Source organism: Amaricoccus macauensis (assembly GCF_014201905.1).
Taxonomy (GTDB): domain Bacteria; phylum Pseudomonadota; class Alphaproteobacteria; order Rhodobacterales; family Rhodobacteraceae; genus Amaricoccus; species Amaricoccus macauensis.
On record NZ_JACHFM010000001.1, the window covers coordinates 1,493,553 to 1,516,219 of the forward strand.

At 68.1% G+C, this 22,667-nt stretch carries 25 protein-coding genes and 1 tRNA gene; 18 read left to right on the forward strand and 8 right to left on the reverse strand.

Annotated features, from left to right (window positions below; genetic code table 11):
• The first annotated feature begins 30 nt into the window (after nucleotides 1-30).
• Both HNP73_RS07165 and HNP73_RS07170 read left to right on the forward strand, forming a co-directional pair.
• Nucleotides 31-291 (forward strand): hypothetical protein, encoded by a 261-nt coding sequence (locus tag HNP73_RS07165; protein WP_184147880.1) that lies wholly within the window; start codon nucleotides 31-33, stop codon nucleotides 289-291.
• Entirely contained in the window at nucleotides 291-788 is a 498-nt protein-coding gene (locus HNP73_RS07170) for a GNAT family N-acetyltransferase (RefSeq protein WP_184147881.1), read from the forward strand. Before HNP73_RS07165 ends, HNP73_RS07170 begins: the two co-directional genes overlap by 1 nt.
• Nucleotides 789-806: 18 nt before the next feature.
• Here HNP73_RS07170 and HNP73_RS07175 read toward each other — a convergent pair whose 3' ends face one another.
• On the reverse strand, nucleotides 807-1,556 hold the full coding sequence (locus HNP73_RS07175; RefSeq protein ID WP_184147882.1) for a gamma-glutamyl-gamma-aminobutyrate hydrolase family protein: 750 nt from the start codon (nucleotides 1,554-1,556) through the stop codon (nucleotides 807-809).
• A 200-nt stretch (nucleotides 1,557-1,756) separates the two neighbouring features.
• On the opposite strand from HNP73_RS07175, the gene HNP73_RS07180 reads away from it, so the two are divergent.
• The 10 genes from HNP73_RS07180 (at nucleotide 1,757) to HNP73_RS07225 (ending at nucleotide 8,759) form a co-directional block, all read left to right on the forward strand.
• Nucleotides 1,757-2,338, forward strand: a complete 582-nt coding sequence (locus tag HNP73_RS07180; protein ID WP_184148082.1) for a GcrA family cell cycle regulator — start codon at nucleotides 1,757-1,759, stop codon at nucleotides 2,336-2,338.
• Nucleotides 2,339-2,529: 191 nt separating this feature from the next.
• Nucleotides 2,530-2,616 (forward strand) — tRNA-Leu (locus HNP73_RS07185).
• 54 nt (nucleotides 2,617-2,670) lie between these two features.
• A complete protein-coding gene (locus HNP73_RS07190; protein ID WP_184147883.1) occupies nucleotides 2,671-3,285 on the forward strand; it encodes a ribonuclease D in 615 nt (204 codons plus the stop codon).
• Nucleotides 3,286-3,296: 11 nt separating this feature from the next.
• Nucleotides 3,297-4,283 (forward strand): KpsF/GutQ family sugar-phosphate isomerase, encoded by a 987-nt coding sequence (locus tag HNP73_RS07195; protein WP_184147884.1) that lies wholly within the window; start codon nucleotides 3,297-3,299, stop codon nucleotides 4,281-4,283.
• Nucleotides 4,283-4,906, forward strand: a complete 624-nt coding sequence (lptC, locus tag HNP73_RS07200) for an LPS export ABC transporter periplasmic protein LptC (RefSeq protein ID WP_184147885.1) — start codon at nucleotides 4,283-4,285, stop codon at nucleotides 4,904-4,906. Before HNP73_RS07195 ends, lptC begins: the two co-directional genes overlap by 1 nt.
• Nucleotides 4,903-5,442 carry an LptA/OstA family protein gene (locus tag HNP73_RS07205; protein ID WP_343063210.1) on the forward strand — a complete coding sequence of 180 codons (540 nt, stop codon included), beginning with the start codon at nucleotides 4,903-4,905 and terminating at the stop codon, nucleotides 5,440-5,442. Before lptC ends, HNP73_RS07205 begins: the two co-directional genes overlap by 4 nt.
• Nucleotides 5,439-6,209 carry an LPS export ABC transporter ATP-binding protein gene (lptB, locus tag HNP73_RS07210; protein WP_246399569.1) on the forward strand — a complete coding sequence of 257 codons (771 nt, stop codon included), beginning with the start codon at nucleotides 5,439-5,441 and terminating at the stop codon, nucleotides 6,207-6,209. The genes HNP73_RS07205 and lptB overlap by 4 nt, the downstream gene beginning before the upstream one ends.
• 24 nt (nucleotides 6,210-6,233) lie before the next feature.
• On the forward strand, nucleotides 6,234-7,604 hold the full coding sequence (gene rpoN / locus HNP73_RS07215) for an RNA polymerase factor sigma-54 (protein WP_184147886.1): 1,371 nt from the start codon (nucleotides 6,234-6,236) through the stop codon (nucleotides 7,602-7,604).
• Between the two features lie 82 nt (nucleotides 7,605-7,686).
• On the forward strand, nucleotides 7,687-8,262 hold the full coding sequence (gene hpf / locus HNP73_RS07220) for a ribosome hibernation-promoting factor, HPF/YfiA family (RefSeq protein ID WP_184148085.1): 576 nt from the start codon (nucleotides 7,687-7,689) through the stop codon (nucleotides 8,260-8,262).
• A 32-nt stretch (nucleotides 8,263-8,294) separates the two neighbouring features.
• A complete protein-coding gene (locus tag HNP73_RS07225) occupies nucleotides 8,295-8,759 on the forward strand; it encodes a PTS sugar transporter subunit IIA (RefSeq protein ID WP_184147887.1) in 465 nt (154 codons plus the stop codon).
• A gap of 358 nt (nucleotides 8,760-9,117) precedes the next feature.
• Here the strand turns inward: HNP73_RS07225 and galU are convergent, their stop codons facing one another.
• The 3 genes from galU to cysQ form a co-directional block, all read right to left on the reverse strand.
• Nucleotides 9,118-10,026: a UTP--glucose-1-phosphate uridylyltransferase GalU gene (gene galU / locus HNP73_RS07230; RefSeq protein ID WP_184147888.1), complete on the reverse strand. Its 909-nt coding sequence runs from the start codon at nucleotides 10,024-10,026 to the stop codon at nucleotides 9,118-9,120.
• A 147-nt stretch (nucleotides 10,027-10,173) separates the two neighbouring features.
• Complete coding sequence (locus tag HNP73_RS07235; protein WP_184147889.1) at nucleotides 10,174-10,974, reverse strand: 3-deoxy-manno-octulosonate cytidylyltransferase; 801 nt, start codon at nucleotides 10,972-10,974, stop codon at nucleotides 10,174-10,176.
• A 4-nt stretch (nucleotides 10,975-10,978) separates the two neighbouring features.
• Nucleotides 10,979-11,773, reverse strand: coding sequence for a 3'(2'),5'-bisphosphate nucleotidase CysQ (gene cysQ, locus HNP73_RS07240; RefSeq protein ID WP_184147890.1), 795 nt, complete (start codon nucleotides 11,771-11,773; stop codon nucleotides 10,979-10,981).
• A gap of 114 nt (nucleotides 11,774-11,887) precedes the next feature.
• On the opposite strand from cysQ, the gene HNP73_RS07245 reads away from it, so the two are divergent.
• Both HNP73_RS07245 and HNP73_RS07250 read left to right on the forward strand, forming a co-directional pair.
• Nucleotides 11,888-12,277: an acyl-CoA thioesterase gene (locus HNP73_RS07245; RefSeq protein ID WP_184147891.1), complete on the forward strand. Its 390-nt coding sequence runs from the start codon at nucleotides 11,888-11,890 to the stop codon at nucleotides 12,275-12,277.
• Entirely contained in the window at nucleotides 12,274-12,888 is a 615-nt protein-coding gene (locus HNP73_RS07250) for an SH3 domain-containing protein (protein ID WP_184147892.1), read from the forward strand. The genes HNP73_RS07245 and HNP73_RS07250 overlap by 4 nt, the downstream gene beginning before the upstream one ends.
• Before the next feature lie 27 nt (nucleotides 12,889-12,915).
• Here the strand turns inward: HNP73_RS07250 and HNP73_RS07255 are convergent, their stop codons facing one another.
• From HNP73_RS07255 to HNP73_RS07265, 3 genes are all read right to left on the reverse strand, one after another.
• Nucleotides 12,916-13,881, reverse strand: coding sequence for an ABC transporter permease subunit (locus tag HNP73_RS07255; RefSeq protein ID WP_184147893.1), 966 nt, complete (start codon nucleotides 13,879-13,881; stop codon nucleotides 12,916-12,918).
• A complete protein-coding gene (locus HNP73_RS07260) occupies nucleotides 13,878-15,440 on the reverse strand; it encodes a sugar ABC transporter ATP-binding protein (protein WP_184147894.1) in 1,563 nt (520 codons plus the stop codon). Before HNP73_RS07260 ends, HNP73_RS07255 begins: the two co-directional genes overlap by 4 nt.
• 65 nt (nucleotides 15,441-15,505) lie before the next feature.
• Complete coding sequence (locus HNP73_RS07265) at nucleotides 15,506-16,447, reverse strand: ABC transporter substrate-binding protein (protein ID WP_184147895.1); 942 nt, start codon at nucleotides 16,445-16,447, stop codon at nucleotides 15,506-15,508.
• Nucleotides 16,448-16,716: 269 nt separating this feature from the next.
• Between HNP73_RS07265 and HNP73_RS07270 the strand changes: the two genes are divergently transcribed.
• The 3 genes from HNP73_RS07270 to HNP73_RS07280 all read left to right on the forward strand — a co-directional run bounded on the left by HNP73_RS07270 (nucleotide 16,717) and on the right by HNP73_RS07280 (nucleotide 20,625).
• On the forward strand, nucleotides 16,717-17,478 hold the full coding sequence (locus HNP73_RS07270; RefSeq protein WP_184147896.1) for a GntR family transcriptional regulator: 762 nt from the start codon (nucleotides 16,717-16,719) through the stop codon (nucleotides 17,476-17,478).
• Nucleotides 17,479-17,665: 187 nt separating this feature from the next.
• Nucleotides 17,666-18,979 (forward strand): FGGY-family carbohydrate kinase, encoded by a 1,314-nt coding sequence (locus tag HNP73_RS07275; protein WP_184147897.1) that lies wholly within the window; start codon nucleotides 17,666-17,668, stop codon nucleotides 18,977-18,979.
• A gap of 29 nt (nucleotides 18,980-19,008) precedes the next feature.
• Nucleotides 19,009-20,625, forward strand: coding sequence for a dihydroxyacetone kinase subunit DhaK (locus tag HNP73_RS07280; protein WP_184147898.1), 1,617 nt, complete (start codon nucleotides 19,009-19,011; stop codon nucleotides 20,623-20,625).
• 68 nt (nucleotides 20,626-20,693) lie between these two features.
• Here the strand turns inward: HNP73_RS07280 and HNP73_RS07285 are convergent, their stop codons facing one another.
• On the reverse strand, nucleotides 20,694-21,473 hold the full coding sequence (locus HNP73_RS07285) for a class I fructose-bisphosphate aldolase (RefSeq protein WP_184147899.1): 780 nt from the start codon (nucleotides 21,471-21,473) through the stop codon (nucleotides 20,694-20,696).
• A gap of 311 nt (nucleotides 21,474-21,784) precedes the next feature.
• Here HNP73_RS07285 and HNP73_RS07290 point away from each other — a divergent pair, with 311 nt between their 5' ends.
• Nucleotides 21,785-22,609 carry a GntR family transcriptional regulator gene (locus tag HNP73_RS07290; protein WP_184147900.1) on the forward strand — a complete coding sequence of 275 codons (825 nt, stop codon included), beginning with the start codon at nucleotides 21,785-21,787 and terminating at the stop codon, nucleotides 22,607-22,609.
• Nucleotides 22,610-22,667: the final 58 nt, after the last annotated feature.

The window sequence follows — 22,667 nt, forward strand, 5'->3', positions numbered from 1 at the left end:
ACGGGTAATGTTGCAACAGGGAGTTGCACGATGACAGCACGGAGAGGCGGCGGCTTCTGGCGGGGCTTTCTCGTGGGACTCGTCCTTTCGCTTCTGATCGGTCTCATTCTTGCGTGGGCCTTTCCGCCGCTTCACGCCCCGGACGTGGATGAGGCGCTCCTCGCCACGCCGGATGGGCCCGGAGCCCCCGCGGCCGTGGGCCGGCCGGGTGGCGCGACGCCCGAGGCTGAGCTGCCCGGGCACCCTCTTCCGCCCGCCGCACCCGCGCCGAAGCCCGAAGCCGCACCCTGATGCCGCTCGCCGTGCGCTTGCTGCTGGAGGGCGAGATCGAGACATTTCGCCGCATCCGGCTCGAGGCACTCCACCGCGAGCCCGCGTCCTTCGCCAGCAGCGCGGCGGACTGGGAAGCGGCGCCCCCGGACGACTGGCGTCGGCGCCTCGCGATCGGTCCGGTCGCGGTGGCGTTCCGCGACGAGGAACCTGTCGGCCTCATGGGGCTCATCCCCGAGGGCGGCCGGCGCATGGCCCATCGCGGGACTCTCGTCATGGTCTACGTGCGCCGGGAAGAGCGCGGTGCCGGTCTCGCCTCCCGGCTCCTCGCCACCGTCGCGGCCGCCGGTGAGGCACTCGGCATTCGCCAGATCGAGCTCCACGCCAGCGTCGAGAATCCGACAGCCCTCGGCTTCTACCGGCGCGAGGGGTTCGTCGAGGTCGGCAGAATGCCGGCCGCCTTCATCCACGACGGCCGTGAGATCGGCGAAGTGGTGATGGTGCGGCAGGCGCCGTAGCAGCACCCTGCGGGAGAGTCAGTGCGCGGCGTAGCCCGAGACCGCGGCGCCGAAGGCCATGAAGAGCGGCCGCGACACCGGATCATTGGCCGCGTTCCACTCCGGGTGCCACTGCACCGCCATGGCGAAGCTCGATGCCCCCTCGACGACGATCGCCTCGGGGGTTTCGTCGGGTGCATATCCCTCGATCACGATCCTCGGCCCCCGGTCGAGGATGCCTTGCCCGTGAAGCGAGTTGACCAGCACCTCCCGCGCCCCGAGCACCCGGTGGAATGCGCCGCCATCCGAAAGGCTGACCACGTGCCGGAGTTCGAACTGCTCCTCCAGCGTCCCGTCCGGTGGCATCCGGTGGTTCATCCGCCCCGGGATCTCGCGGATCTCCGGGTGGAGGGTGCCGCCGAACGCCACGTTGAACTCCTGAAAGCCCCGGCAGATGCCAAAGACCGGCACACCGCGCGCCACGCATTCCCGGATGAGCGGCAGGGTCACCGCATCCCGGTCGGGGTCGAAGGTGCCGTGCTTGTCGGTCGGCTCATGACCGTAGTGACTCGGATGCACGTTCGGACGGCCGCCGGTCAGGACGAAACCGGCGCAGACGTCGATCAGGTCGCTGATCGCGCCCACCTTGGGGATCGCCGGCACCATGAGCGGGATCGCCCCGGTCAGGTCGGCGACTGCTTCGATGTTCGATACTCCGACCGACTGAACAGGGTAGCGGTCGTTGACGAGGTGCGGATTCCCAATAATGCCGATAACAGGCTTAACCATGATCCAAAACTTGGCCGTTGACTCCGTCTGAACACTAGGGCACGCGCTGCGTTCCGTCGAGAGGTTGCGGCGCAACAAGCTGTGTGTGGAGGATGATCCGCCGCCCGGCTCCTTGTCGATGCCGACCACGCCGACTAGAATAGGTGGATCCGCGGGCACCGACCCGCCATCCTCTTCCAAACGAGCGGAGCATGTCCGAGATGTCCTGGACCGACGAGCGCGTTGAGACCCTCAAGACCATGTGGTCGGAGGGCAAGAGCGCGAGCCAGATCGCCAAGGAGCTCGGCGGCGTCACCCGTAACGCAGTGATCGGCAAGGTCCACCGCCTCGGTCTCTCGAACCGGGTTGGCGGCGCCGAACCTCAGGAAGAAGCAGCCAGCGCCCCCGAAGTGGTGAGCGAGGAGGTTGTCGAACCGGTCGTCGAGGCGGTCGTTGCGCCCCAGGCGCCCGTGCGCCCGGCACAGCCGCGCGAACCTGCCGTTGCACCGCCCGCCGTGCGGGCCAAGACGCCCGGGCAGCCGCAGCCGCCGCAGCCGGCGAACGCCGAAATCAGCCCCGAGGCGCTTGCGAACCTCGCCGAGGTGGCGAAACGCGCGCGGCGGCTCAATCTGATGCAACTGACCGAGCGCACCTGCAAATGGCCGGTCGGTGATCCGGCGACGGATGATTTCTGGTTCTGCGGGCTGGCTGCCGTTCCCGGCAAACCCTACTGCGAGACCCACGTCGCTGTCGCCTTCCAGCCCATGTCCGCGCGCCGCGATCGCCGCGGCAGCGGCCGCTGAGGCTCGGCGCCCGCCATCGGAGCAAGGCAGATCATCGGGACCCGGACATGACTTCCGGGTTCCGATGCCGTGGTATTGCGGGCAAAGCGCAGGGCGATGCCGGGACCATCGCACGGTTCGTGAAAATTCCCTCGCCACCTGCCGTTGACACCCCCCGCGCTGCCCGTATATGAGCGCGCAGTCGACACCCTGCCCGGGTGGCGGAATTGGTAGACGCGCTGGTTTCAGGTACCAGTGGCTTAACGGCCGTGAAGGTTCGAGTCCTTTCCCGGGCACCAGATACAAGCTCCGTGGCCACCGCCCGGGCCCCCGAGCGCAGGCCCGAGGAAACCATGGCAAACCACCTCCACCGGGGCGACCTGCCAGACGGTCTTGACCTCGGCCCGGTCGTCGCCATCGACAGCGAGACCATGGGTCTGCTTCCCGCCCGCGACCGCCTGTGCGTGGTGCAGCTCTCGGGCGGTGACGGCGATGCCCACCTCGTGCAGATCGCTCAGGACCAGACCGAAGCGCCGAATCTGACGCGGCTCTTGGCCGACCCGGACGTGCTGAAGCTCTTCCACTTCGGTCGCTTCGACATCGCGGTCCTGCTCAACCGCTTCGGGGTGCTGACGGCGCCGGTCTACTGCACCAAGATCGCCTCGCGGCTGGTGCGGACCTATACCGACCGGCACGGGCTGAAGGATCTGCTCCGCGAGATGCTCGACGTCGATATCTCGAAGCAGCAACAGTCGAGCGACTGGGGCGCCGACACTCTGTCGGTCGCGCAGATCGAGTATGCCGCTTCCGACGTACTCTACCTCCACCGCCTCAAGGCCGCGCTCGACGCCCGCCTTGTTCGCGAGAATCGTGCCGAGCTTGCACGCGCCTGCTTCGACTTTCTGCCCCAGCGCGCCCGCCTCGACCTCGCCGGTTGGGACGAAATCGACATCTTCGCACATAGTTGAAGCTGAAGCCCATGTTGACCACACCCCACTCCATCGACTCCGAAGCGTTGCTCGCGACCGGCCGCCGGGTGATCGGGACCGAAGCCTCCGCCCTCGGCCAGCTCGCCGAAAGCCTCGGCCCGACGTTTGTCGAGGCGATCCGGCGCATCCTCGCAAGCCCCGGCCGTACCATCATCTCGGGCATGGGCAAGTCGGGCCACATTGCCCGCAAGATCGCGGCAACGCTCGCGTCTACGGGAACGCCGTCGATGTTCGTCCATCCGGCCGAGGCGAGCCACGGCGATCTCGGGATGATCACGCCGGACGATGTCGTGCTGCTGCTCTCGAACTCCGGGGAGACGCCGGAACTCGCCGATCTCATCGCCTATTCCCGGCGCTTCGCGATCCCGCTGATCGGCGTCGCCGGCCGCCCGGGCTCGACGCTCCTGCGCCAGTCCGACGTGGCGATCCTCCTGCCGCCAGCCCCCGAGGCCTGCTCCGTCGGTCTCGCGCCCACCACGTCGACAACCATGACGCTGGCGCTCGGTGACGCCCTCGCCGTCGCCCTCATGGAGCATCGCCACTTCACGCCCGAGGATTTCCGCGGCTTCCATCCCGGCGGCAAACTCGGGGCGCGGCTCACAACAGTCGCCTCGCTGATGCACAGCGGCGACCAGCTGCCGCTCATCAACCCGGAAGCCCCGATGGGAGACGCGCTGCTCGAAATGAGCCGCAAGGGCTTCGGCGTGGTCGGTGTCACCGGTGCCGACGGCCACCTCATCGGGATCGTCACGGACGGTGACCTCCGCCGCCACATGGACGGCCTCCTCGACCGCCGGGTCGCGGAAGTGATGACCGCGGAGCCGAGCACGATCTCCACCGCCTCGCTCGCCTCCGAAGCGCTCGGCGTGATGAACTCGAAGAAGATCACCACGCTCTTCGCCGAAGCTCCTGACGCGCCGGGCATCCCGGCGGGGATCCTGCACGTTCACGATTGTCTCCGCGCCGGCGTCGTCTGATGGCGCTGCGGCCCGAGGTCCATTCGCGGGTCGTCACCATTCTGAAGCTCGGGCTGCCACTCGTGGCGCTCGCCCTCGTGGCGTCGGTTTTCCTCGTCCAGACCGACGACCGGCTTGGCGGCACCATCAACTTCTCCGAGGCGGACATCAACCAGCTCGGCCACGGACTGCGGCTCACCAACTCGGTTTTCACCGGCACGACGCAGAGCGGCGATCGCTTCCGCTTCACCGCCGCCACTGTGGTGCCCGACGCCGCCCCGCCAAAGCACGCCGCAATCAGCAAGCTCGACGGCACCCTCGAGCTCGCCGACGGCCCGGCGGTCTCGCTGGTGGCGGACGGTGGCGACCTCGACATCGACTCGCAGCGCCTCGACATCGCGGGAAACGTGCGTATCTCCACGACTGACGGCTATGAGCTGGAGACGGACAAGGCGACGATCGACTTCGTCTCCGGCACCTTCGTCGCCGGGGACCAGGTGGTGACGCGGGGAGCCCTCGGCGAGATCACGTCCGGCAACCTGCACGTCACACCCGCGGCCGCCACGGGCGAGGCACGGCGGTTTTCCTTCAGTGATGGCGTTCGCGTGGTGTACGATCCTCCCGATCCGAAACGAGGACCATGATGCGCGTCACCGGCCTTATCGCGGCGGCCTGGCTGTCAATCTTCGCGGCTGCCGCCGCGGCCCAGACGACTGTGCCATTCGGGACGTCGGGCCACGACGCCTCGCAGCCCGTGGAGGTCACCTCCGAACGCCTCGACCTCGATCAGGGGGCCGGCAGCGCCATCTTCTCCGGCACCGTCCGGGTCGGACAGGGCGCGCTTCGCATGGCCGCCGACAAGGTGCAGGTGTTCTACGACCCGAAGGCCCAGAGCGGCACCGGTCCGATCCAGCGGCTCATCGCCGCCGGCAATGTCACGCTGACCAACGGCACCGAAGCAGCGGAGGCGGACAGCGCCACCTACGAGGTCGGGAGCGGCAAGGTCGACATGCAGGGCAACGTGCTCCTCACCCAGGGCAGCAACGCCCTCTCGGGCGATCGCCTCGCGATCGATCTCAACGCCAACTCCGCGCGGATGGACGGAAGGGTGCGCACGCTCTTCGTCCCCCAGTCGCCGAACCAGCCCGGCCCGCAGCCCGGCACCGCGAGTAAGCCATGAGCGACACTCTCGCGGAAATGGAGGCGCGCCAGACCCTCGCGCACGGCGGCGGGCTGATGGTGCGCAACCTCGCCAAGAGCTACCGCAGCCGTCCGGTGCTGCGCGACGTGTCGCTCGAACTCAGGCGGGGCGAGGTGGCCGCACTCCTCGGCCCGAACGGCGCCGGCAAGACCACCTGCTTCTATGCGATCGCCGGGCTCGTGCCGCCCGATCGTGGCACGATCCTCGTCGATGGCAACGACGTCACGTGGCTGCCGATGTACCGCCGCGCGAAGCTCGGGATCGGCTACCTGCCACAGGAAGCCTCGATCTTCCGTGGCATGACGGTTGCCGACAACATCCGCTCAATCCTCGAACTCACCGTGCCGGATTCCGAAAAGCGCCGCGAGATGCTTGACGAGCTGCTCGGCGAGTTCTCGATCACCCACCTGCGCCGGGCACAGGCGATCTCGCTTTCGGGTGGCGAGCGGCGACGTGTCGAGATTGCGCGCTGCCTCGCGGCGCAGCCGCACTACGTGCTGCTCGACGAACCCTTTGCCGGCGTCGATCCGCTCGCCGTGGCGGATATCCGCGGACTGGTCCGTCACTTGAGCGAGCGCGGGATCGGCGTTCTCATCACTGATCACAACGTTCGCGAAACGCTGGATATCGTCGACCGGGCGTATATCCTGCATGATGGGGCGGTGCTCATGTCGGGGACTCCGGATGAAGTGGTCCGGGATGACAATGTGCGCCGGGTCTATCTTGGGGAAGGCTTCCGCATCTGACGGAAGCTGGCGGGGCAAGTTCTGATGGCACTCGCGCCACGCATCGAGATTCGCCAGACTCAGTCGCTGGTCATGACCCCACTGCTCCAGCAGGCAATCAAGCTGTTGCAGATGTCGAGCCTCGAGCTGGCGGGCTACCTCGCTGCCGAGGTGGAAAAGAACCCGCTCCTCGAACTCGGCCCGGCCGCGCCCGCGCCCGGCTCGGCACCGGGCGTGGGTGGCGGGGTCGGCCGCCGGGACGACGACGGCGACTGGCTGGAAGGCATCGCCGCGGGCGTCACGCTGCATCAGCACCTGCAGGCGCAGATCCGGCCCATGCGCGGCACGCCGCGCGTCATCGAGGCCGCGCTCCTGATCGCCGACGAGCTCGAAGACGACGGCTACCTCCGGGTGCCGCTCGCCGAGGTGGCAACCCGCCATGGCCTGCGCTCCGCCGACGCCCTCGCCGGGCTGACGCTGGTACAGGCCTGCGACCCGGCGGGAGTGGGCGCCCGCGACCTCAAGGAATGTCTCTCGCTCCAGCTCCGCGAGCAGAACCGCCTCGACCCGGCGATGCAGGCGATGCTCGACAACCTCGCGCTCGCCGCCAGGGGACGCCTCGCCGAGCTCGAACGCATCTGCGGCGTCGATGCCGAGGACATCACCGACATGCTGGCCGAGATCCGCGCGCTCGACCCGAAGCCGGGGCTGCGCTTCAGCCAGGCCCGGGTCGAACTCGCCATCCCGGACGTCTACGTGCGACGCTCGCCGGACGGCACGCTCACGGTCGAACTCAACTCCGAGAGCCTGCCCCGCGTGCTGATGAACAACGTCTACGCGGCGCAGCTCCGCAAGGACGATTCGGAAGCCCGCGCCTTTGTCTCCGAATGCAGCACCCGCGCGAGCTGGCTCATCCGCAGCCTCGAGCAGCGGGCGCGCACCATCCTCAAGGTGGCGAACGAGGTGGCCCGCCGGCAGGACCGGTTCTTCGAAACCGGCACGCCCGGCCTGCGGCCGCTGACCCGCCGGTCGATCGCCGAGAAGCTCGGCCTGCACGAATCGACGGTCAGCCGCGTGACAGCGGGCAAGTACCTCGCCTGTGACCATGGCTGCTACGAATTCTCCCACCTCTTTGTCTCGGCGATTCAGGCGGTTTCCGGGGGCGAAGCCTACTCTTCCGCGGCGGTGCAGGACCGGATCCGCGGCCTCGTGCACTCGGAGCCAGCGCGCCGCACGCTTTCCGACGACAAGCTCGTCGCGCTCCTGAAAGCCGAAGGGATAGACATTGCGCGACGCACGGTTGCGAAATACCGTGAGAGCATGGGAATTCCGTCCTCCGTCGAACGCCGTCGTCTCCGGGCATCGCCAGTCGCGGCCCGGGAGATCGACGCAGGCTCTTCACGGGCCCGCGATTGACAACGGGGGTGGGGACGTCCATAGGGTCCGCCCGTTGGGGGCGGACACGGCGAGCCGGTCGGTGAAGTTCGAGGGCGAAGCAATGCGCATCCAGGTCAGCGGTAAACAGATGGACATCGGGGACGCCCTGCGCGCCCATGTGGAGGATCGCCTCGGCGAAGCCGTCGGCAAGTACTTCGATCGGCCGGTCGAGGCCGTCGTGACCTTCTGCAAGGATCGCCACCAGTTCGTCGCGGATTCCTCCGTACACCTCGCCACCGGCATGACGGTGCAGGCCACCGGCAAGGCCGACGAGGTCTATGCCTGCTTCGAGGGCGCGGTCGAGCGCATGGAGAAGCAGCTGCGCCGCTACAAGCGTCGCCTCAAGGATCATCATCGCGATCGTCAGGACCCGATCGAAGTGATGGAAGCGGCGTCCTACGTGCTTCGCGGCCACAACGACAGCGAGCACGAGGAGCCCGATTCACTCCAGCCGGTGATCGTCGCCGAGATGGCAACGCGCGTTCCGAGTCTTTCTGTTGGCGAAGCGGTCATGCAGATGGAACTTGCGGGCGCCCAGTTGCTTGTCTTTCGGAATGACGCGCACGGGGGGGTGAACGTGGTTTACCGTCGGGACGATGGCAACATCGGTTGGGTCGACCCAAAGAACGCCCAGTAAGCGGCGAGACGGACAGGCAAGGAACGCTCTCCATGGAGCTATCGGATATACTTGGGGTGGAGGCTGTTCGCGCGCCCCTGAAAGCTACGAGCAAGAAGCGCTTGCTCCAGGATCTCGCCGAGATGGCCGAGACCGTCTACGGACTGCCCGCTGCGACCGCCTACAAGGCGCTCATGGACCGGGAGGCCCTTGGGCCGACCGGGGTCGGTCGCGGCGTCGCCATTCCGCACGCCCGTTTTCCGGGCGTCGAGCGGGTCATCGGCATGTTCACCCGTCTGGAGAAGCCGGTGGACTTCGAGTCGATCGACCGCCAGCCGGTGGATCTGGTCTTCGCGCTCTTTGCGCCGGAGAGCGCGGGCGCGGAGCACCTGAAGGCGCTTGCCCGTGTCTCGCGCACCCTGCGCAGTGAAGCGGTCTGCGCCAAGCTGCGCTCGACCTTCGATCCCTCTGCGATCTACGCGATCCTGACCGACGGCAAGGCCGAGCGCGCCGCCTGAGCGCGCGGCACCACGCCCGCGCACCGCGCGGGCCGGCTCGTTTCCACGCATTGAGCCCGACGCACTTCGTTGGGGTGATGCAGCCTCGGTCCACCCCATCCGCCCCGGGTCTTTTGGCTCCTGCTTCGCCGGACACGCCGACCGCACGGGGGCGGGTCTGCCGGCATCCCGGCAACAGGGACCTGCGCTTCCCGGCAGCCGTGCCGCCGCCGGTCCACTTGGCCCGGCCATCATCCCCGGTTGTTCCGCTGCCGACTGGGGTGACGTGCCACGGTCAAACCATCTGCCCTGAAACGCGAAAGGCCCCGCCCGTTTCCGGGCGAGACCTTGTCCGGTCGTCCTCCTGACGGGGAGGCGCTCAGCCGTTGGCAGCAACCTTCGGCGGGGTTCCCATCTCCGTCTCGCTGACGGTCCGCAGGAAGTCCAGGAACTCTTCGCGGAGTTCCGGCCGCGAGAGGCCAAAGGCGACGGTGGCCTGCAGGTAGCCGGCCTTGGAGCCGCAATCGAAGCGCCGCCCCCTGAACCGGAACGCCGTGACGTTGTTCCGCGGGCCGATCTCCCGAGCGATCGCGTCGGTCAGCTGCACCTCACCCCCGGCACCGATTTCGGCGTCCTCGAGGTTGCGCAGAACCTGCGGCGTCAGGATATAGCGACCGATGACGGCGAGGTTCGACGGCGCGACCTCGGGCTTCGGCTTCTCGACCATGCCACGCACCGGCATCACCGCACCGACCGACTTCTCCACGTCGAGGATCCCATAGGACGACACGCTTTCGGTCGGGACTTCCATCGCCGCGACCATGTTGCCGCCGCGGTAGTTCTCGATCATCTGCTGGAGGCAGGGCACATCCGCATCAATCACGTCGTCCGGCAGAAGCACCGCGAACGGCTCGTCGCCGATCAGCTTGCGCGCGCACCAGACGGCATGGCCGAGGCCGCGCCGCTCCTGCTGCCGCACGTAGGCGACGGCGCCTGATTCCATGTCGGTCTGCTTCAGGGCCTCGAGCAGGGCGGTCTTCTTGCCTTCGTGCAAGGCGGCCTCAAGCTCGGGAGCACTGTCAAAATAGTCCTCAAGCGCGCTTTTGCCGCGCGAAGTCACAAAGATGAACTCCCTGATCCCGGCAGCCCGCGCCTCGTCGATCGTGTACTGGATCAATGGCTTATCGACCAGCGGGAGAATTTCCTTGGGCACCGACTTCGTTGCTGGCAGGAACCGGGTACCGAGTCCCGCAACTGGCAACACTGCCTTGGTAACCTTGTTCGTCATCACGTCCCCAACTGTCTACTCATCAAGACCACGAACGCCATTGCGGCGGTTCGGTTCCGAACGTCCGTTCGTTGCACTGTAGCCAAGAAGGCCCGAAATTCAATTGCTGACTCGGGTGAGCCTCTCGGCCTTCCGGCTTATACCGGCCTACGCCAGTCCTAACCCCTGCAGGATCGCCTCTATCTTGGGCACATCCGTCGGGTTGTTCAGTTCCCAGAACGGCCGTCCGCGCGCATCGACCTCGACACAGGTGACCGGCACGCCATTTTCCATGAACCGCAACTGCTCGAGTCCTTCCCAGGTCTCGAGCCGACCCACCGGCCAGTCGCCGTAGGCGGCGAGCGCCGCCCGGCGATAGGCATAGACGCCCACATGGTGAAAGACCGGAATATCCTCGTCCGGTCCGAGCGGGCGGCCGGTATAGGGCAGGACTTCCTTGGAGAAGTAGAGCGCCCGAAGCGCCCGGTCAAAGACCGCGGTCGTGGCGCCCACCCGTCCGTTGCGGCGATCCTCGAGGAAGCTCGCAAGCGCCTCCGCGTCGGTACGCAGCACCGGCGTCGCGACCTGACAATCGGGGTCCGCCCGCATCGCGTCGACGAGCGCCGATACGAACCACGGCGGGGTCAGCGGCGCGTCGCCCTGCAGGTTGACGATCACGTCCCATTCCGGTCCCAGCGCCTCGGCCACCACCGCACAGCGCTCGGTGCCGTTGCGGCAGCTTTCGGGCGTCATGACCACTTCGGCGCCGAAGGCGCGTGCAGGCCCGGCGATCCGCTCGTCGTCGGTGGCGACCACCACGCGATCGACGCCTTCCACCGCCATCGCCGCGTCCCAGCTGCGGCGGATCAGGCTCCGCGCCTCCCCGGTCGCACCGCGAAGCTCGGCAAGCGGCTTGCCGGGGTAGCGGGTCGAGGCGTAGCGGGCCGGGATAACGACGAGAACTCCCATCAGATCAGCCCGAAACCAGGTCGATGCCGGGAGCGAGGGCGATGAAGAACGGGTTCTCGAAGCCATCCTTGCCGTAGGCGAGCGGCGTGTGGTCGTCGAAGCGGACGACCTCGCCACCGGCGCCAAGCAGCACCGCCTGCCCCGCGGCCGTGTCCCATTCCATCGTCCGGCCGAGGCGCGGATAGAGGTCGGCCTCACCCGCCGCCACCAGGCAGAACTTCATCGACGAGCCGGCGGAGCGGAAGTCGGCGACCTGATATTTCGCGATGTAGTCGTCCGTCGCCTGATCGCGGTGCGACTTGGACGCGACGACCACGAGGGCGGCCGGATCGGGCTTGCCGACCTTCAGCGCCTTGAGCGCACCCGGCGTGTCACCGAAGGGCCCGGACTCTTCCTGCGACTGGCCGGAGGCGTCGGTGTAGAACAGCCGGCCCTTGGCGGGGGCGTAGACCACGCCGCGCGTCGGCACGCCGTTCTCGATCAGCGCAATGTTCACCGTAAAGTCACCGCGGCGCTGCACGAACTCCTTGGTGCCGTCGAGCGGGTCGACGAGGAAGAACACCGGCGCCTCGATGCCGTGGCTCTCCGCCTGCTCCTCGGTGACGGCGGGGATTTCGGGGAAAGCTGCCGCCAGGCCCCGGGCGATGAGCGCGTCGGCACGCTCGTCGGCCTCGGTCACCGGCGACGCATCGGACTTCGCCTTCACTTCGAATTCCGGGCTCTCGTAAACCTGCATGATTTCCGCGCCGGCCTCGAGGGCCAGCGTGCGGATGGTCGTGACGATACTCGCGTAATCCATCGTGTTCCCTCATACTGTCCTGCCGCCTTCGGCAGGGTCACGTGCGCGAGGTATGGACCGCGCTGCCGGGCTTTGTAAACATGACTGCAAACAGCATCCATCAGGAGAAATCGCATGGGCGATCAGGCGCCGTCGGGCAAACTCGCGCTCCAGACGATCGCGATGCCAGCGGACACCAATGCGAGCGGCGATATCTTCGGCGGCTGGCTGATGGCGCAGATGGATATCGCCGCGTCGATCCCGGCACGGGCACGGGCGCGCGGCCGGGTCGCCACCGTCGCGGTCGAGGCCATGAGCTTTCACCAGCCGGTACACGTGGGCGATCTCGTCACGATCTACACCGATATCGTGCGGGAGGGCCGGACCTCGATGGGCATCGACGTGGAGACCTGGGTCACCCGCTCGCCGGATCAGGAGATCTTCCGTGTGACACAGGCGCATTTCGTCTTCGTCGCGACCGACGGCGCGGGCAACAAGCGCGCCCTGCCGGAGGCGGCGTCATGAGACACCGCATCGCCGCAGTCGTCTTCATGGCCCTCGCGCTTCCGGCAACCGCCGCCGGGATCCTGCCGTCACGCTTCGATGTGAGCGGAGTCGCCGGCGGCGACGCGCTCAACGTGCGGGCCGAACCCACGACCTCGGCGCCGGTGATCGCGACGCTCGCCCCGGACGCCCGCGGCATCGAGGTGGTGGCGACCGATCCGTCCGGCCGCTGGGGCCGTGTCAACGCCGGCGAGGCGTCAGGCTGGGCGTCGCTGCACTACCTCAGGGAGGAGCCGGACGTCTGGAAGGAGGGGGCACTGCCCGCCGGCTTGCGTTGTTTCGGGACCGAACCGTTCTGGTCGCTCGTCCCCGAGGGTGCGACGGCGCGCATGGAGAGCCCCGAGGCCTCCGCGAGCTTCGAGCTCAAGACGCTCGACCTCGGCCATCCGTCCAACCAGCGCCGGGCGCTCGTCCTCACGAACCAGACCGCCACCGCGACGGCGACCATTACCCCGCAGCTGTGCAGTGACGGCATGTCGGACCGCCTCTTCGGCCTCGAGACGCTCGTGGTCATGCATGGCGAGGGCGGCCCCCGGCTAGTGACCGGCTGCTGCTCGGTCGCCGGCCGCTGAGGCTCGCGACCGGCCGGCGTCCGGCGCTTACCGCGCCGTCCGATACCGGTCGAGCGCGACGGCGACAATGATCACCAGACCCTTGATGATGTACTGCCAGATGTCGGACACGCCGACGAGGATCAGGCCGTTCGAGAGCACCGCGATAATCAGCGCGCCGATCAGCGTCCCCCAGATCGATCCGACACCGCCGACGAAACTGGTGCCACCGAGGATGACGGCGGCGATGGCGTCCAGCTCGTAGGACTGACCGAGCTGCAATCCGTTGGCGGCGTAGAGCCGCGACAGCGACATGAGCCCGCCGACACCGGACAGCAGCCCCGACATGGCGTAGACGAAGAGCAGCACCAGCGGCACCTTGATGCCGGCGAGGCGTGCCGCCTCGACATTGCCGCCCACCGCGTAGATCCAGGTGCCGAGCACCGTCCGCCGCAGGATCACCCACGAGACGACGATGGCGGCGAAGGCGATGACCGCGAGGACCGGAACGCCGAGAAGCGTGCTGTTGCCGATGAAGGCGAACGGCAGGTTCGAGTTGAAGACGGTGGTGTCGTTGCCGAGCAGTCGCGCAAGTCCCCTGATCGCCGTCAGCGAGCCGAGGGTGACGATGAAGGGTGGCAGCTTCAGCCACGCGATGATCGCCCCGTTCGCGAGGCCGCAGAGCAGGCCCACGCCCACCGCCGCCGGAATCCCGAGCATCCCGTAGTCCGGGACGAGAGAAACGATGGCGCCGACCATGGCCGCCGCGGCAAGGATCGAGCCGACGGAGAGGTCGATGCCGCCGGTCAGCACCACGAACGTCATGCCCGCCGCGAGCACGATGTTGATCGACGCCTGCTGCATCACGATCGAGAGGTTGCCGAACGAGATGAAGCGACCGCTGATCAGATGAAACCCGATGACGAGCAGGATCAGGACAGGCAGCATCCCGAGCGCGGTCAGGCTGGAGCGCCACCGGCGCCCGCCCGCTTCCTTCTGGTCCTGACCGCTCATGCTTCGCTCCGTTCCCGCTCCGCCGGAATGGTCCCGGTCGAAAGCGTCATGATGTCTTCCTGTCTGATCGGAGCCTCCGGCGTTGCCGAGACCTCGCCCGCGATGCGGCCCTCGCGCATGACGAGCGCGCGGTCGGAAATTCCGACGAGTTCCGGCAGGTCGCTCGATATGACGAGGATGCCGAGGCCGCGTTTCGCCAGTCCGTCGATGATGCGATAGATCTCGGATTTCGCGCCCACATCGACCCCCCGCGTCGGCTCGTCGAGGATCAGCACCCGGGGGTTGGTTTCGAGCAGACGCGCGAGCAGCACCTTCTGCTGGTTGCCGCCTGAGAGGGTACCGACATTGATCCGGGTCCCGGCGGTGCGGATCGACAGCGCCTTGACCGCGGCGTCCGCCCGCGTCCGCGCTTTCGCGAAGTTCAGCAGACCGCCCGGACCGGCGTCCTCGTCGACGACACCGATGTTGACGTTGTCTCCGACCGACATGTCAAGAAAGAGGCCGAGCGCCTTCCGGTCCTCGGTCAGGTAGGCGATGCCGGCGTCGAGCGCCTGCTTCGGGCTGTGGATGTCGAGCGCCTTGCCATCGAGCCCCACACTGCCGCCGGTGTGCGGGTCGAGACCGTAGATCAGGCGGGCAAGCTCGGTCCGACCGGACCCGACGAGGCCGGCCACCCCAAGCACCTCGCCGGCATGCAGATCGAACGAACAGTCATGGACCTTGGCGCCGTCGCCCATCCCGCGCACGGACAGCACCACCGGGCGCCCGGCACCGGGAACGCTGTGGTCCTTCTTGTAGAACGACGAGAGATCCCGCCCGACCATCATCGAGACGAGGCGGCCGGCAGAGATCTCGTCACGCTCCAGCGTGCCGATGTAGGCGCTGTCGCGCAACACGCTCACCCGGTCGGAGAGCGCGTAGATCTCCTCCATGCGGTGGCTGATGTAGACGATGCCAAGGCCCTGAGCCTTGAAGCCGGCAATGATCTCGAACAGCCGGTTGGTCTCGCGCGCGGTCAGCGAGGTGGTGGGCTCGTCCATGACGATGATGCGGGCATTCGTCGTGAGCGTGCGGGCGATCTCCACGAGCTGCCGCTCGCCGAGGGAGAGCGACGCAACGAGTTGCTCGGGACGGATGCCGGCGCCGAGCCGGTCGAGGTAGGGCGCGGCCCGCCGCCGCGCGGCGCCACGGTCGAGAAGGCCGAAACGGCTCTCCTCCGCGCCGAGGAACATGTTCTCCGCGACGGTGAGGTTCGGGGCGAGCGAGAGTTCCTGATAGATCACCGAGATCCCGGCGGCTTTCGAGGCGTGCGGATCACCGCTGGGGATCGCCCGCCCATCGACGAGGATCTCGCCGCCCGGATCGGCACGATAGGCGCCAGAGAGAATCTTCATCAGTGTCGACTTGCCGGCCCCATTCTCGCCCATGAGGGCGTGGACCTCACCCGCTCGCACGGTCAGCGAGACCTCGCTCAGCGCCCGCACGGCGCCGAACGTCTTGCTGATGTTGCGCATTTCGAGCAGCGGCGTGCCGGCCGGCGTCGGGGTCGGACTGTCCATCGGTCGATCCGGGGCAGGGGACGGACCGGTGCCTGCGCCGGTCCGTCGGTTCAGTCGGGCCGCCTTCAGTTTCCGCCCGTGCTCCAGGCGACGTGGTTCGCGGCATTCTCCTTGGTCACCAGCGTCGTGTCGAGGAGCGTCACCTGCGGGTCGGGCTTCGTGCCGCCCAGCAGCGCCACCGCCTTCTCGGCCGCTTCCTTCGCCATGCCGTAGGGGTCCTGCGACGACGACGAGACCAGCAGCGTCCCTGCCGTCTTCAGGCCCTCGACGAAGTCGGGCGAGCCGTCGACGCCGGCGATGATCATCTCGCTCCGGCCGAGCTGCTTCGCCGCAAGCTCGGCGCCGATCGCCGTCGGGTCGTTGGCGCCAAAGACCGCGTCGATGTGCTCATACCGGGTGAGCAGCGACTGCATCACTGCGAGGCCGCCCTCACGCGATGCCTTGCCGTCCTGATCGTCGGACAGGATCTTGATGTCCGGGTGCTTGGCGAAGGCGTCCTTGCAGCCCTTCACCCGGTCGATGATCGAGGAGACCGGCGGGCCGTTGATGATGACGACGTCGCCCTTTCCGCCCAGCCGCTCGGCGAGGTCGGAGCAGGCGAGCTCGCCCGCCTGAACGTTGTTCGTCATGACCGTCAGGTCGGAGCCTTCGGCGGAGACGTCCATCGCCGCGACGACGATGCCCGCCGCCTTGGCCTTCTCCACGAACGGCTTGATCGCCACCACGTCGACGGCGTTCAGCATGATGATCTGCACGCCGGCCGCAATGAAGCTGTCGATCTGCGACGCCTGCTTGTTGAGGTCGTAGTCGGCGCCCACCGCCGTCACCTCGACATCCGGGTTGCCAGTCTTCAACCCGTCCTCAGCGCCCTTGATGAGCGGCTGAAAGAACGGGTTGCCGAGCGTGCCGACGGTGATGCCCGCGCGTTCGAGCTTCGCCTGCGCCGATGCCGCACCCGCGGCCAGACACAGGACCATCGCTGCGCCGAGCAGTGTCGCTGGTTTCATAAGATTACCTCTGGAGTTGTCGAATCCCGTGCGGGGAGGCGTGCCGCAAGTCTGGTCGGTCATCGGTAGCCTACCCTCCCGAAGTCTGGCCCGGCTTTCTACCGGCGCCACTGGCCTCGTTTGCTGGGCCGTGCGCTTCCGCCGTGATCGGCGCGCGCCATCTTGTACGTACATTCTGTACAATCGAACTGTCAAGCGGCCACATCTGCGATTTTCAGTCGCATAGAACTGCCCTACTGTACGTATGTCACAGACAACGGAGACCCGCCTTGAGCGACGGGATCGATCGCAGCTCGCCCGAGCCCTACTATCTTCAGCTCGCGCGCATCCTTCAGGGCCGGATCAGCGACGGCATCTATGCTCCCGGCGCGCAGATCCCCGGGGAATCGGAACTCTGCCGCACCTACGACCTCGCGCGCTCGACCGTGCGCGAGACGCTGCGGACGCTCGAGCAGCAACGCGCCATCCGGCTGGTGCCACGGCGCGGGGCATTCGTGACGGACCACAGGGACAACCGCTGGATGCTGCGCGTTGCCCAGGGCTTTCTCGAATCCGAGGCGCATTCCGGCAACGCGGTGATCGAGACCGAGGTCTTGCGCGCGGTCGTCGAGCCGGTGCCGGCGCGCGCCGCCGTGGCGCTGGAGCTGGCGGAGGGCGAGCCGGTGTTCGCCCTCGAACGGCTGCGCAAGGTGGACGGCCTGCCGGCCTTGCACTCGACCAACTGGCTGCCGGTCGATATCGGCGCCCTCCTCGAGTCAAAGCCGGTGTTGCGCGGCGTGGCCTCGCTGAACGCCACCCTGCGTGAAGCTGGCGTTCACATCTTCTCCGCCCGGCGCGAGCTGGCCGCGGTCGCTGCATCAAGCGACACCGCGCGGCGGCTGGAACTGCCGAGAAACGCTCCGGTCCTTTGCATCACGTCCACGTCTCGGGACGCCGCCGGCCGGCCGTTCGACTACTACGAGTCGCTGGTGCGGAGCGACGCGCTGACCATCTCGATCAGCGCCGAGGCGGGGGATCTCGGAGGAGACTGACCGCATCCGCATGTCGCGGTTGCTTTCCCGATCCAGGGTCACTAGCTTTGTACGTACAATAAGGACGCGCCCTGGCGGTGCCGCGGCGTCCGCGACATGGGGGGAGACGACGATGCCGTCGGATGCCGAAGGGTCGGGGGAGGACACGTGCGGTCGCGGCATCCGTTTCTGGCCGCGCCGGTAGCCGATGCTGGTCTGTGGCATCGACATCGGAACGACCAACCTCAAGGTCGCGCTCTTCGAAGACGGGCGGCTGCGCTGGATCGGCACGGCGGCCACCCCCCGCACGCGCGACGAGTTCGGGCCCGTCGTGGATGCCGCCGCGCTGGTCCGCGAGATCGAGGCGATGCTGACCCGGGGCTGGCGCGAGGTCGGCGGGGGCGCCCCGATTGCTGCCATCAGCGCCACTGGCGTCGGCGAGGACGGGCTCTGTGTCGACGCGAAGCTCACGCCGCTCGGCCCAGCGCTTCCCTGGTTCGATCTCCGCGCCCGCACCGAAGCCGATGACCTCGCCGCGGGCGACGCCGCGACACCACGCGCCGGCATTGTCATCGACCCGACGCGAACCGCCTCGAAATGGCTATGGACCGCTCGTCACAGGCCCGACGAGATTGCCGCTGCCCGGAGCTGGATCGCGCTTGCGGACTACCCGCTCGCCCGATGGGCCGGGGCAGCGTTCATGAGCGATACGCTGGCGTCGCGGACCGGATGCTACGACGCGGGCGCGGGCGCGTGGATCGCACCGCTGCTCGACGCCAGCGCCGCGCCACCGCTGCCGCCGGTCGTCACCGCCGGAACGGTGATCGGCACCGTCCGCAGTCTCGAGTTGCTGCGGAGCGGAGCGGTGGACGACTCGACGCTTCTCGTCGCGGGTGGCCATGACCATCCGGTCGCCGCCCACGCCATCCACCGTCTCGCGCCCGATGCCCGCGTCGACTCCTTGGGAACCGCCAACGTCGTCTGCGGCAATGCCCCTCGGTTCGATGTCGTCGCGTTTGACCCGCTGCTCTCGTTCATGGCCTCGACCGAGGGGCCCGGACAGCTCGCTTGCGTCGGCGTCTTCGACTTCACCGGAACGGTGAACCGCTTCACCGGCGGCATGGACGCGGTGCGCCGGGTCCTTGACCTGCCCGTCATGCCCGGGGCGCCCGCACCTTTGCCAACGCCACCATTCGGGAGCGAACGGCAGCTTCTGGAGTGGGCGACACTCAACGCCCGCCGCATGCTGGAGCGCCTCGACCAGTATGGCGTGCCGCAGGGACCGATCTTCGCCACCGGCGGCTGGAGCCGGTCACGGGCGCTGCTCGAACTCCGCGCGAGCATCTACGGCGCGCCGATCCGTGCCCCGGAGGAAAAGGAGCTCTCCGTCCGCGGCGCGGCGCTCCTCGCCACCGCGGCAGCGGGAGGCGAGGCGTCATTCGAGACAGCCGTTGCCGTCGTCGAGCCGAACGAGGCATGGCGCCGGCACTACACCGTGATCTTCGCCGACGTCACCGACTGACCCGGCCGCAGGGATAGGGAGCTTCGCCCATGGCGCAATTCATCAACAGCCGCGAGAGCATCGTCACCGAGGCGATCGACGGGCTCGTCCGCACCTCCGGCGGCAGGCTCGCGCGCCTCGACGGCTACCCACACGTTCGAGTCGTCATCCGCGCCGACTGGCAGCGCGATCGCGTGGCGCTGGTCTCGGGCGGCGGATCCGGACACGAGCCGAGCCATGCGGGTTTCGTCGGACGCGGCCTGCTGACCGCCGCGGTCTGTGGCGACGTCTTCGCCTCGCCGTCCGTCGATGCGGTGCTTGCAGGGATCCTCGCCGTCACCGGCGAGGCCGGGTGCCTGCTCATCGTCAAGAACTACACCGGCGACCGGCTGAACTTCGGCCTCGCCGCCGAACGCGCCCGCGCCCTTGGCCGGCGGGTCGCCATGGTGATCGTCGATGACGACATCGCGCTGCCCGATCTGCCACAGGCCCGGGGCCTCGCGGGCACGCTCTTCGTCCACAAGATCGCCGGAGCCGCCGCCGAGGCCGGGCAGGGCCTCGACGCCGTCGCTGCTCTCGCCGGCCGGGTGATCGCCGGCCTCAGGAGTATCGGCATGTCGCTCGATACCTGCACCGTCCCGGGCTCGCCGAAGGAGGACCGGATCCCGCCCGGCAAGGCCGAGCTTGGCCTCGGCATCCACGGCGAGCCCGGAGTCGATCAGGTGGGCTTCTCCGGTGCCCGCGACGCCATCGCGCGGGTGGCCGAAAAGCTCGCGGCGACCATGGACGACGCGCCGCAAGTGCTGCTGATGAACAACCTCGGCGGCACCTCGGCGCTGGAAATGGCGGTCCTCACCCATGAGCTGACCCGCTCGGCGCTCGCCGGCCGGATCAGCCACATCGTCGGTCCCGCCGCGATGATGACCTCTCTCGACATGCAGGGCTTCTCCCTCTCGGTTCTGCCCGCAACGGCGGAGTTCCTCGCCGGCCTTGAGACATCCGTCCCGGTCGCCGCCTGGCCCGGCGTCACCACGGTCGGCGCGCTTTCCGTCCTGCCGATGCCCGAGAACACCGCACCGCCGGCCGCGCCCGCATCCGCCGATCCTGTGGCGCGTCAGCTCATCGTTACCGCCTGCGAGACCCTGCTGGCCGCGGCGCCGGACCTGAATGCCCTCGACGCGAAATCCGGCGACGGTGATACCGGCTCGACGCTGGCCGGTGCGGCGCGGGCGCTTCTCGACGGGCTCGACGGCCTGCCGCTCGCGGACCCGGCCGCGCTCTGTGGCGCCATCAGTCAGACGCTGTCGCAATCCATGGGCGGCTCGTCGGGCGTGCTGCTCGCGATCTTCTTCTCCGCGGCCGCCGAATCTGCCAGCGAGGGGGTCCCGGCCGCGCTCCGCGCCGGCCTTGCCCGGATGCAGGAAGTCGGCGGCGCCCGTCCCGGCGATCGCACGATGATCGATGCCCTCGCCCCCGCCCTCGATGCGCTCGACGCGGGGCTTGCCGCCGCCGCCGCCGCCGCGCGCGATGGCGCCGACCGGACGGCCGGCATGGACCGCGCCCGCTCCGGCCGCGCCGCCTATGTCGGTGCCGCGCAACTCGCGGGCCACGTCGATCCCGGTGCCGAGGCGGTGGCCCGCCTCTTCGAGGCGCTGGCAGGACGATAGGGCCGCCAGAGACGCAAAAGCGCCGCGGCCTCACCCGCGGCGCTCGCGTTCCGGCAGCGGATCCCGCGTCAGTCGTCGAAGCGGACGCTGCGGGTAAGTTTCGCGATGTCGGCGAGGGTCTTCTCGGCGGCGCTGCGCTCGCGCTGCCAGATGTTGCGGCCGACAATGACGCCTCGGGCACCGGAGCGGATCGTACCGGCGATCGCCTCCACCGTCTCGCCCGGTTCGCCGGTGAGTGGCCCGCCGGCGATCACGAGCGGAACCTGCAACTCCTCGACGAGCCGCCTGGTGCGCTCCTCGCCCGGGAAAGCGATCTTGATGATGTGCGCTCCGAGATCGTAGCAGATCCGCGCGACCTTCTCCTCGGCGACGATGACCTCTTCGGAGCGCGGCGCACCGATCAGCACCGGTTCCAGCACCAGCGGGATATCCCAGCGGTCACAGGCAGCGATCACCTCGCCGGCGCGGGTGCACATGGCCACGCGCTCGGCTTTCGACATGTTCCACGGGAACAGCATCTTTACCGCGTCAACGCCAAGGCGCACGGCCTCTTCAACCGTGGTGATGAGGCCGTGCGAGCCACCGTCGGGCTCGCGGAAGTCGTAGTAGGTGTCGATGGCCATCACGCGCGTCAGGTGCGGCCGGGCCGCGAAGAACCGCTCCGTCTGCTTCACCTGCCCGGGCGTCATCATGAATCCCGTCACATCGTGGTCGGCCCAGGCCGGGAACGGCGCCGATGGTGTCTCAAGGCCCTCGATCCGGTCGAAGATCAGCCCGTGGTCCACCGGCATGATGATCGCGACCCGGTTGCTCGGCAGCGTGCGTCGCAGACGGTATTCCATCGACATGTGAGCCGTATCCCCGATCAGAACTTTGTCCATCATGTACGGACAATACCGACGTCATGCATCGTGCCTCGGCTTCGTGTCAACCCCGGAGAGGCCGACACCGCGACCGACGGTCCCATGCCTCACATCGTGTTCGGGCACGATTTCGTCTTGATCGCCGCACCACAACGCGAGCATGGCCATATCGGCAGCGGCTGATGCTCCGCGCCGCCGGACGTCACCGCACTGTCACCGCACTGTCACCGACCCGCGCCATCATGCCGGCTTTCCATTCCTGGCAAGAGCAGGGCGAAGACGTCTTGGACGGACCGATGACCGAACCGCGTTTCAGCACGTCACCCCTGTTCGAGGGAGTCGATCCCCACAGCGACCTTCCGCTGTTCCTTCAGGTCGTCGACGCGTTCGAGACCGCGCTTCGCACCGGACGCATCAGACCCGCGCAGAAACTGCCGACCGAGGTCGAACTCGGCGCGCAGTTCGGCGTGTCGCGCAAGACCCTTCGCCGAGCCACCGGGCATCTGGAAAAGCTCGGGCTGATCCAACGGACGCAAGGCGTTGGAACCATCGTGACCGAGGAGGCCCGTGTCGACGAGATGAGCGCCCGTCGCTCGCTCCAGGTCGAACGCGCCTCGACCCGCCGCACGCCGGAAACCCGGCTCCTCTGTCAGCAGCGGGTGAGCGTGGACGTCGAGCTGTCGCGCCGCACCGGCTTCCACGTCGGCACCGAGCTCCTCCACCTGCGGCGGTTGCGGCTCGTCGATGGCAAGCCTCAGGCGATTCTCGAAAACCTCGTTCCGACCCGGCTCGTGCCGGAGTTCGGTGAGCGGGAGCTCAACGGGGGCTTTCTGGAGCTGCTGCGGCGGCAGGGGATCAGGAGCGAGCTGATCCGCCGGGACGTCGATGCGATGATGCCGAGCGCCGATCAGGCCGCGGCCCTCGGGATCGACGTCGCGACGCCCTTCCTCTGCGAACGGATCTCGAACCTCGATGCAGAGGGCGAGATATTCAACCTCAGCACGAATTACCTGCATCCGGTGAACTGCCGGATGACAACACTGGCGCACCCGGAGCGTGACGTGGCGCCCGCCCAGCCGCGCAGCACGGAGGTCACACGCGGCCCGGTGCCTGGGGAATAGCTGCCCAATCGAGCCATCTCGCGCCGCAAATCGGCGACCTTCGATCACGGGATCGCAG

Coding starts and splice junctions, on each gene's coding strand:
- HNP73_RS07165 (WP_184147880.1), top strand. CDS start 31: ATGACAGCACGGAGAGGCGGCGGCTTCTGGCGGGGCTTTCTCGTGGGA.
- HNP73_RS07170 (WP_184147881.1), top strand. CDS start 291: ATGCCGCTCGCCGTGCGCTTGCTGCTGGAGGGCGAGATCGAGACATTT.
- HNP73_RS07175 (WP_184147882.1), bottom strand. CDS start 1,556: ATGGTTAAGCCTGTTATCGGCATTATTGGGAATCCGCACCTCGTCAAC.
- HNP73_RS07180 (WP_184148082.1), top strand. CDS start 1,757: ATGTCCTGGACCGACGAGCGCGTTGAGACCCTCAAGACCATGTGGTCG.
- HNP73_RS07190 (WP_184147883.1), top strand. CDS start 2,671: ATGGCAAACCACCTCCACCGGGGCGACCTGCCAGACGGTCTTGACCTC.
- HNP73_RS07195 (WP_184147884.1), top strand. CDS start 3,297: ATGTTGACCACACCCCACTCCATCGACTCCGAAGCGTTGCTCGCGACC.
- lptC (WP_184147885.1), top strand. CDS start 4,283: ATGGCGCTGCGGCCCGAGGTCCATTCGCGGGTCGTCACCATTCTGAAG.
- HNP73_RS07205 (WP_343063210.1), top strand. CDS start 4,903: ATGATGCGCGTCACCGGCCTTATCGCGGCGGCCTGGCTGTCAATCTTC.
- lptB (WP_246399569.1), top strand. CDS start 5,439: ATGAGCGACACTCTCGCGGAAATGGAGGCGCGCCAGACCCTCGCGCAC.
- rpoN (WP_184147886.1), top strand. CDS start 6,234: ATGGCACTCGCGCCACGCATCGAGATTCGCCAGACTCAGTCGCTGGTC.
- hpf (WP_184148085.1), top strand. CDS start 7,687: ATGCGCATCCAGGTCAGCGGTAAACAGATGGACATCGGGGACGCCCTG.
- HNP73_RS07225 (WP_184147887.1), top strand. CDS start 8,295: ATGGAGCTATCGGATATACTTGGGGTGGAGGCTGTTCGCGCGCCCCTG.
- galU (WP_184147888.1), bottom strand. CDS start 10,026: ATGACGAACAAGGTTACCAAGGCAGTGTTGCCAGTTGCGGGACTCGGT.
- HNP73_RS07235 (WP_184147889.1), bottom strand. CDS start 10,974: ATGGGAGTTCTCGTCGTTATCCCGGCCCGCTACGCCTCGACCCGCTAC.
- cysQ (WP_184147890.1), bottom strand. CDS start 11,773: ATGGATTACGCGAGTATCGTCACGACCATCCGCACGCTGGCCCTCGAG.
- HNP73_RS07245 (WP_184147891.1), top strand. CDS start 11,888: ATGGGCGATCAGGCGCCGTCGGGCAAACTCGCGCTCCAGACGATCGCG.
- HNP73_RS07250 (WP_184147892.1), top strand. CDS start 12,274: ATGAGACACCGCATCGCCGCAGTCGTCTTCATGGCCCTCGCGCTTCCG.
- HNP73_RS07255 (WP_184147893.1), bottom strand. CDS start 13,881: ATGAGCGGTCAGGACCAGAAGGAAGCGGGCGGGCGCCGGTGGCGCTCC.
- HNP73_RS07260 (WP_184147894.1), bottom strand. CDS start 15,440: ATGGACAGTCCGACCCCGACGCCGGCCGGCACGCCGCTGCTCGAAATG.
- HNP73_RS07265 (WP_184147895.1), bottom strand. CDS start 16,447: ATGAAACCAGCGACACTGCTCGGCGCAGCGATGGTCCTGTGTCTGGCC.
- HNP73_RS07275 (WP_184147897.1), top strand. CDS start 17,666: ATGCTGGTCTGTGGCATCGACATCGGAACGACCAACCTCAAGGTCGCG.
- HNP73_RS07280 (WP_184147898.1), top strand. CDS start 19,009: ATGGCGCAATTCATCAACAGCCGCGAGAGCATCGTCACCGAGGCGATC.
- HNP73_RS07285 (WP_184147899.1), bottom strand. CDS start 21,473: ATGTCGATGGAATACCGTCTGCGACGCACGCTGCCGAGCAACCGGGTC.
- HNP73_RS07290 (WP_184147900.1), top strand. CDS start 21,785: ATGACCGAACCGCGTTTCAGCACGTCACCCCTGTTCGAGGGAGTCGAT.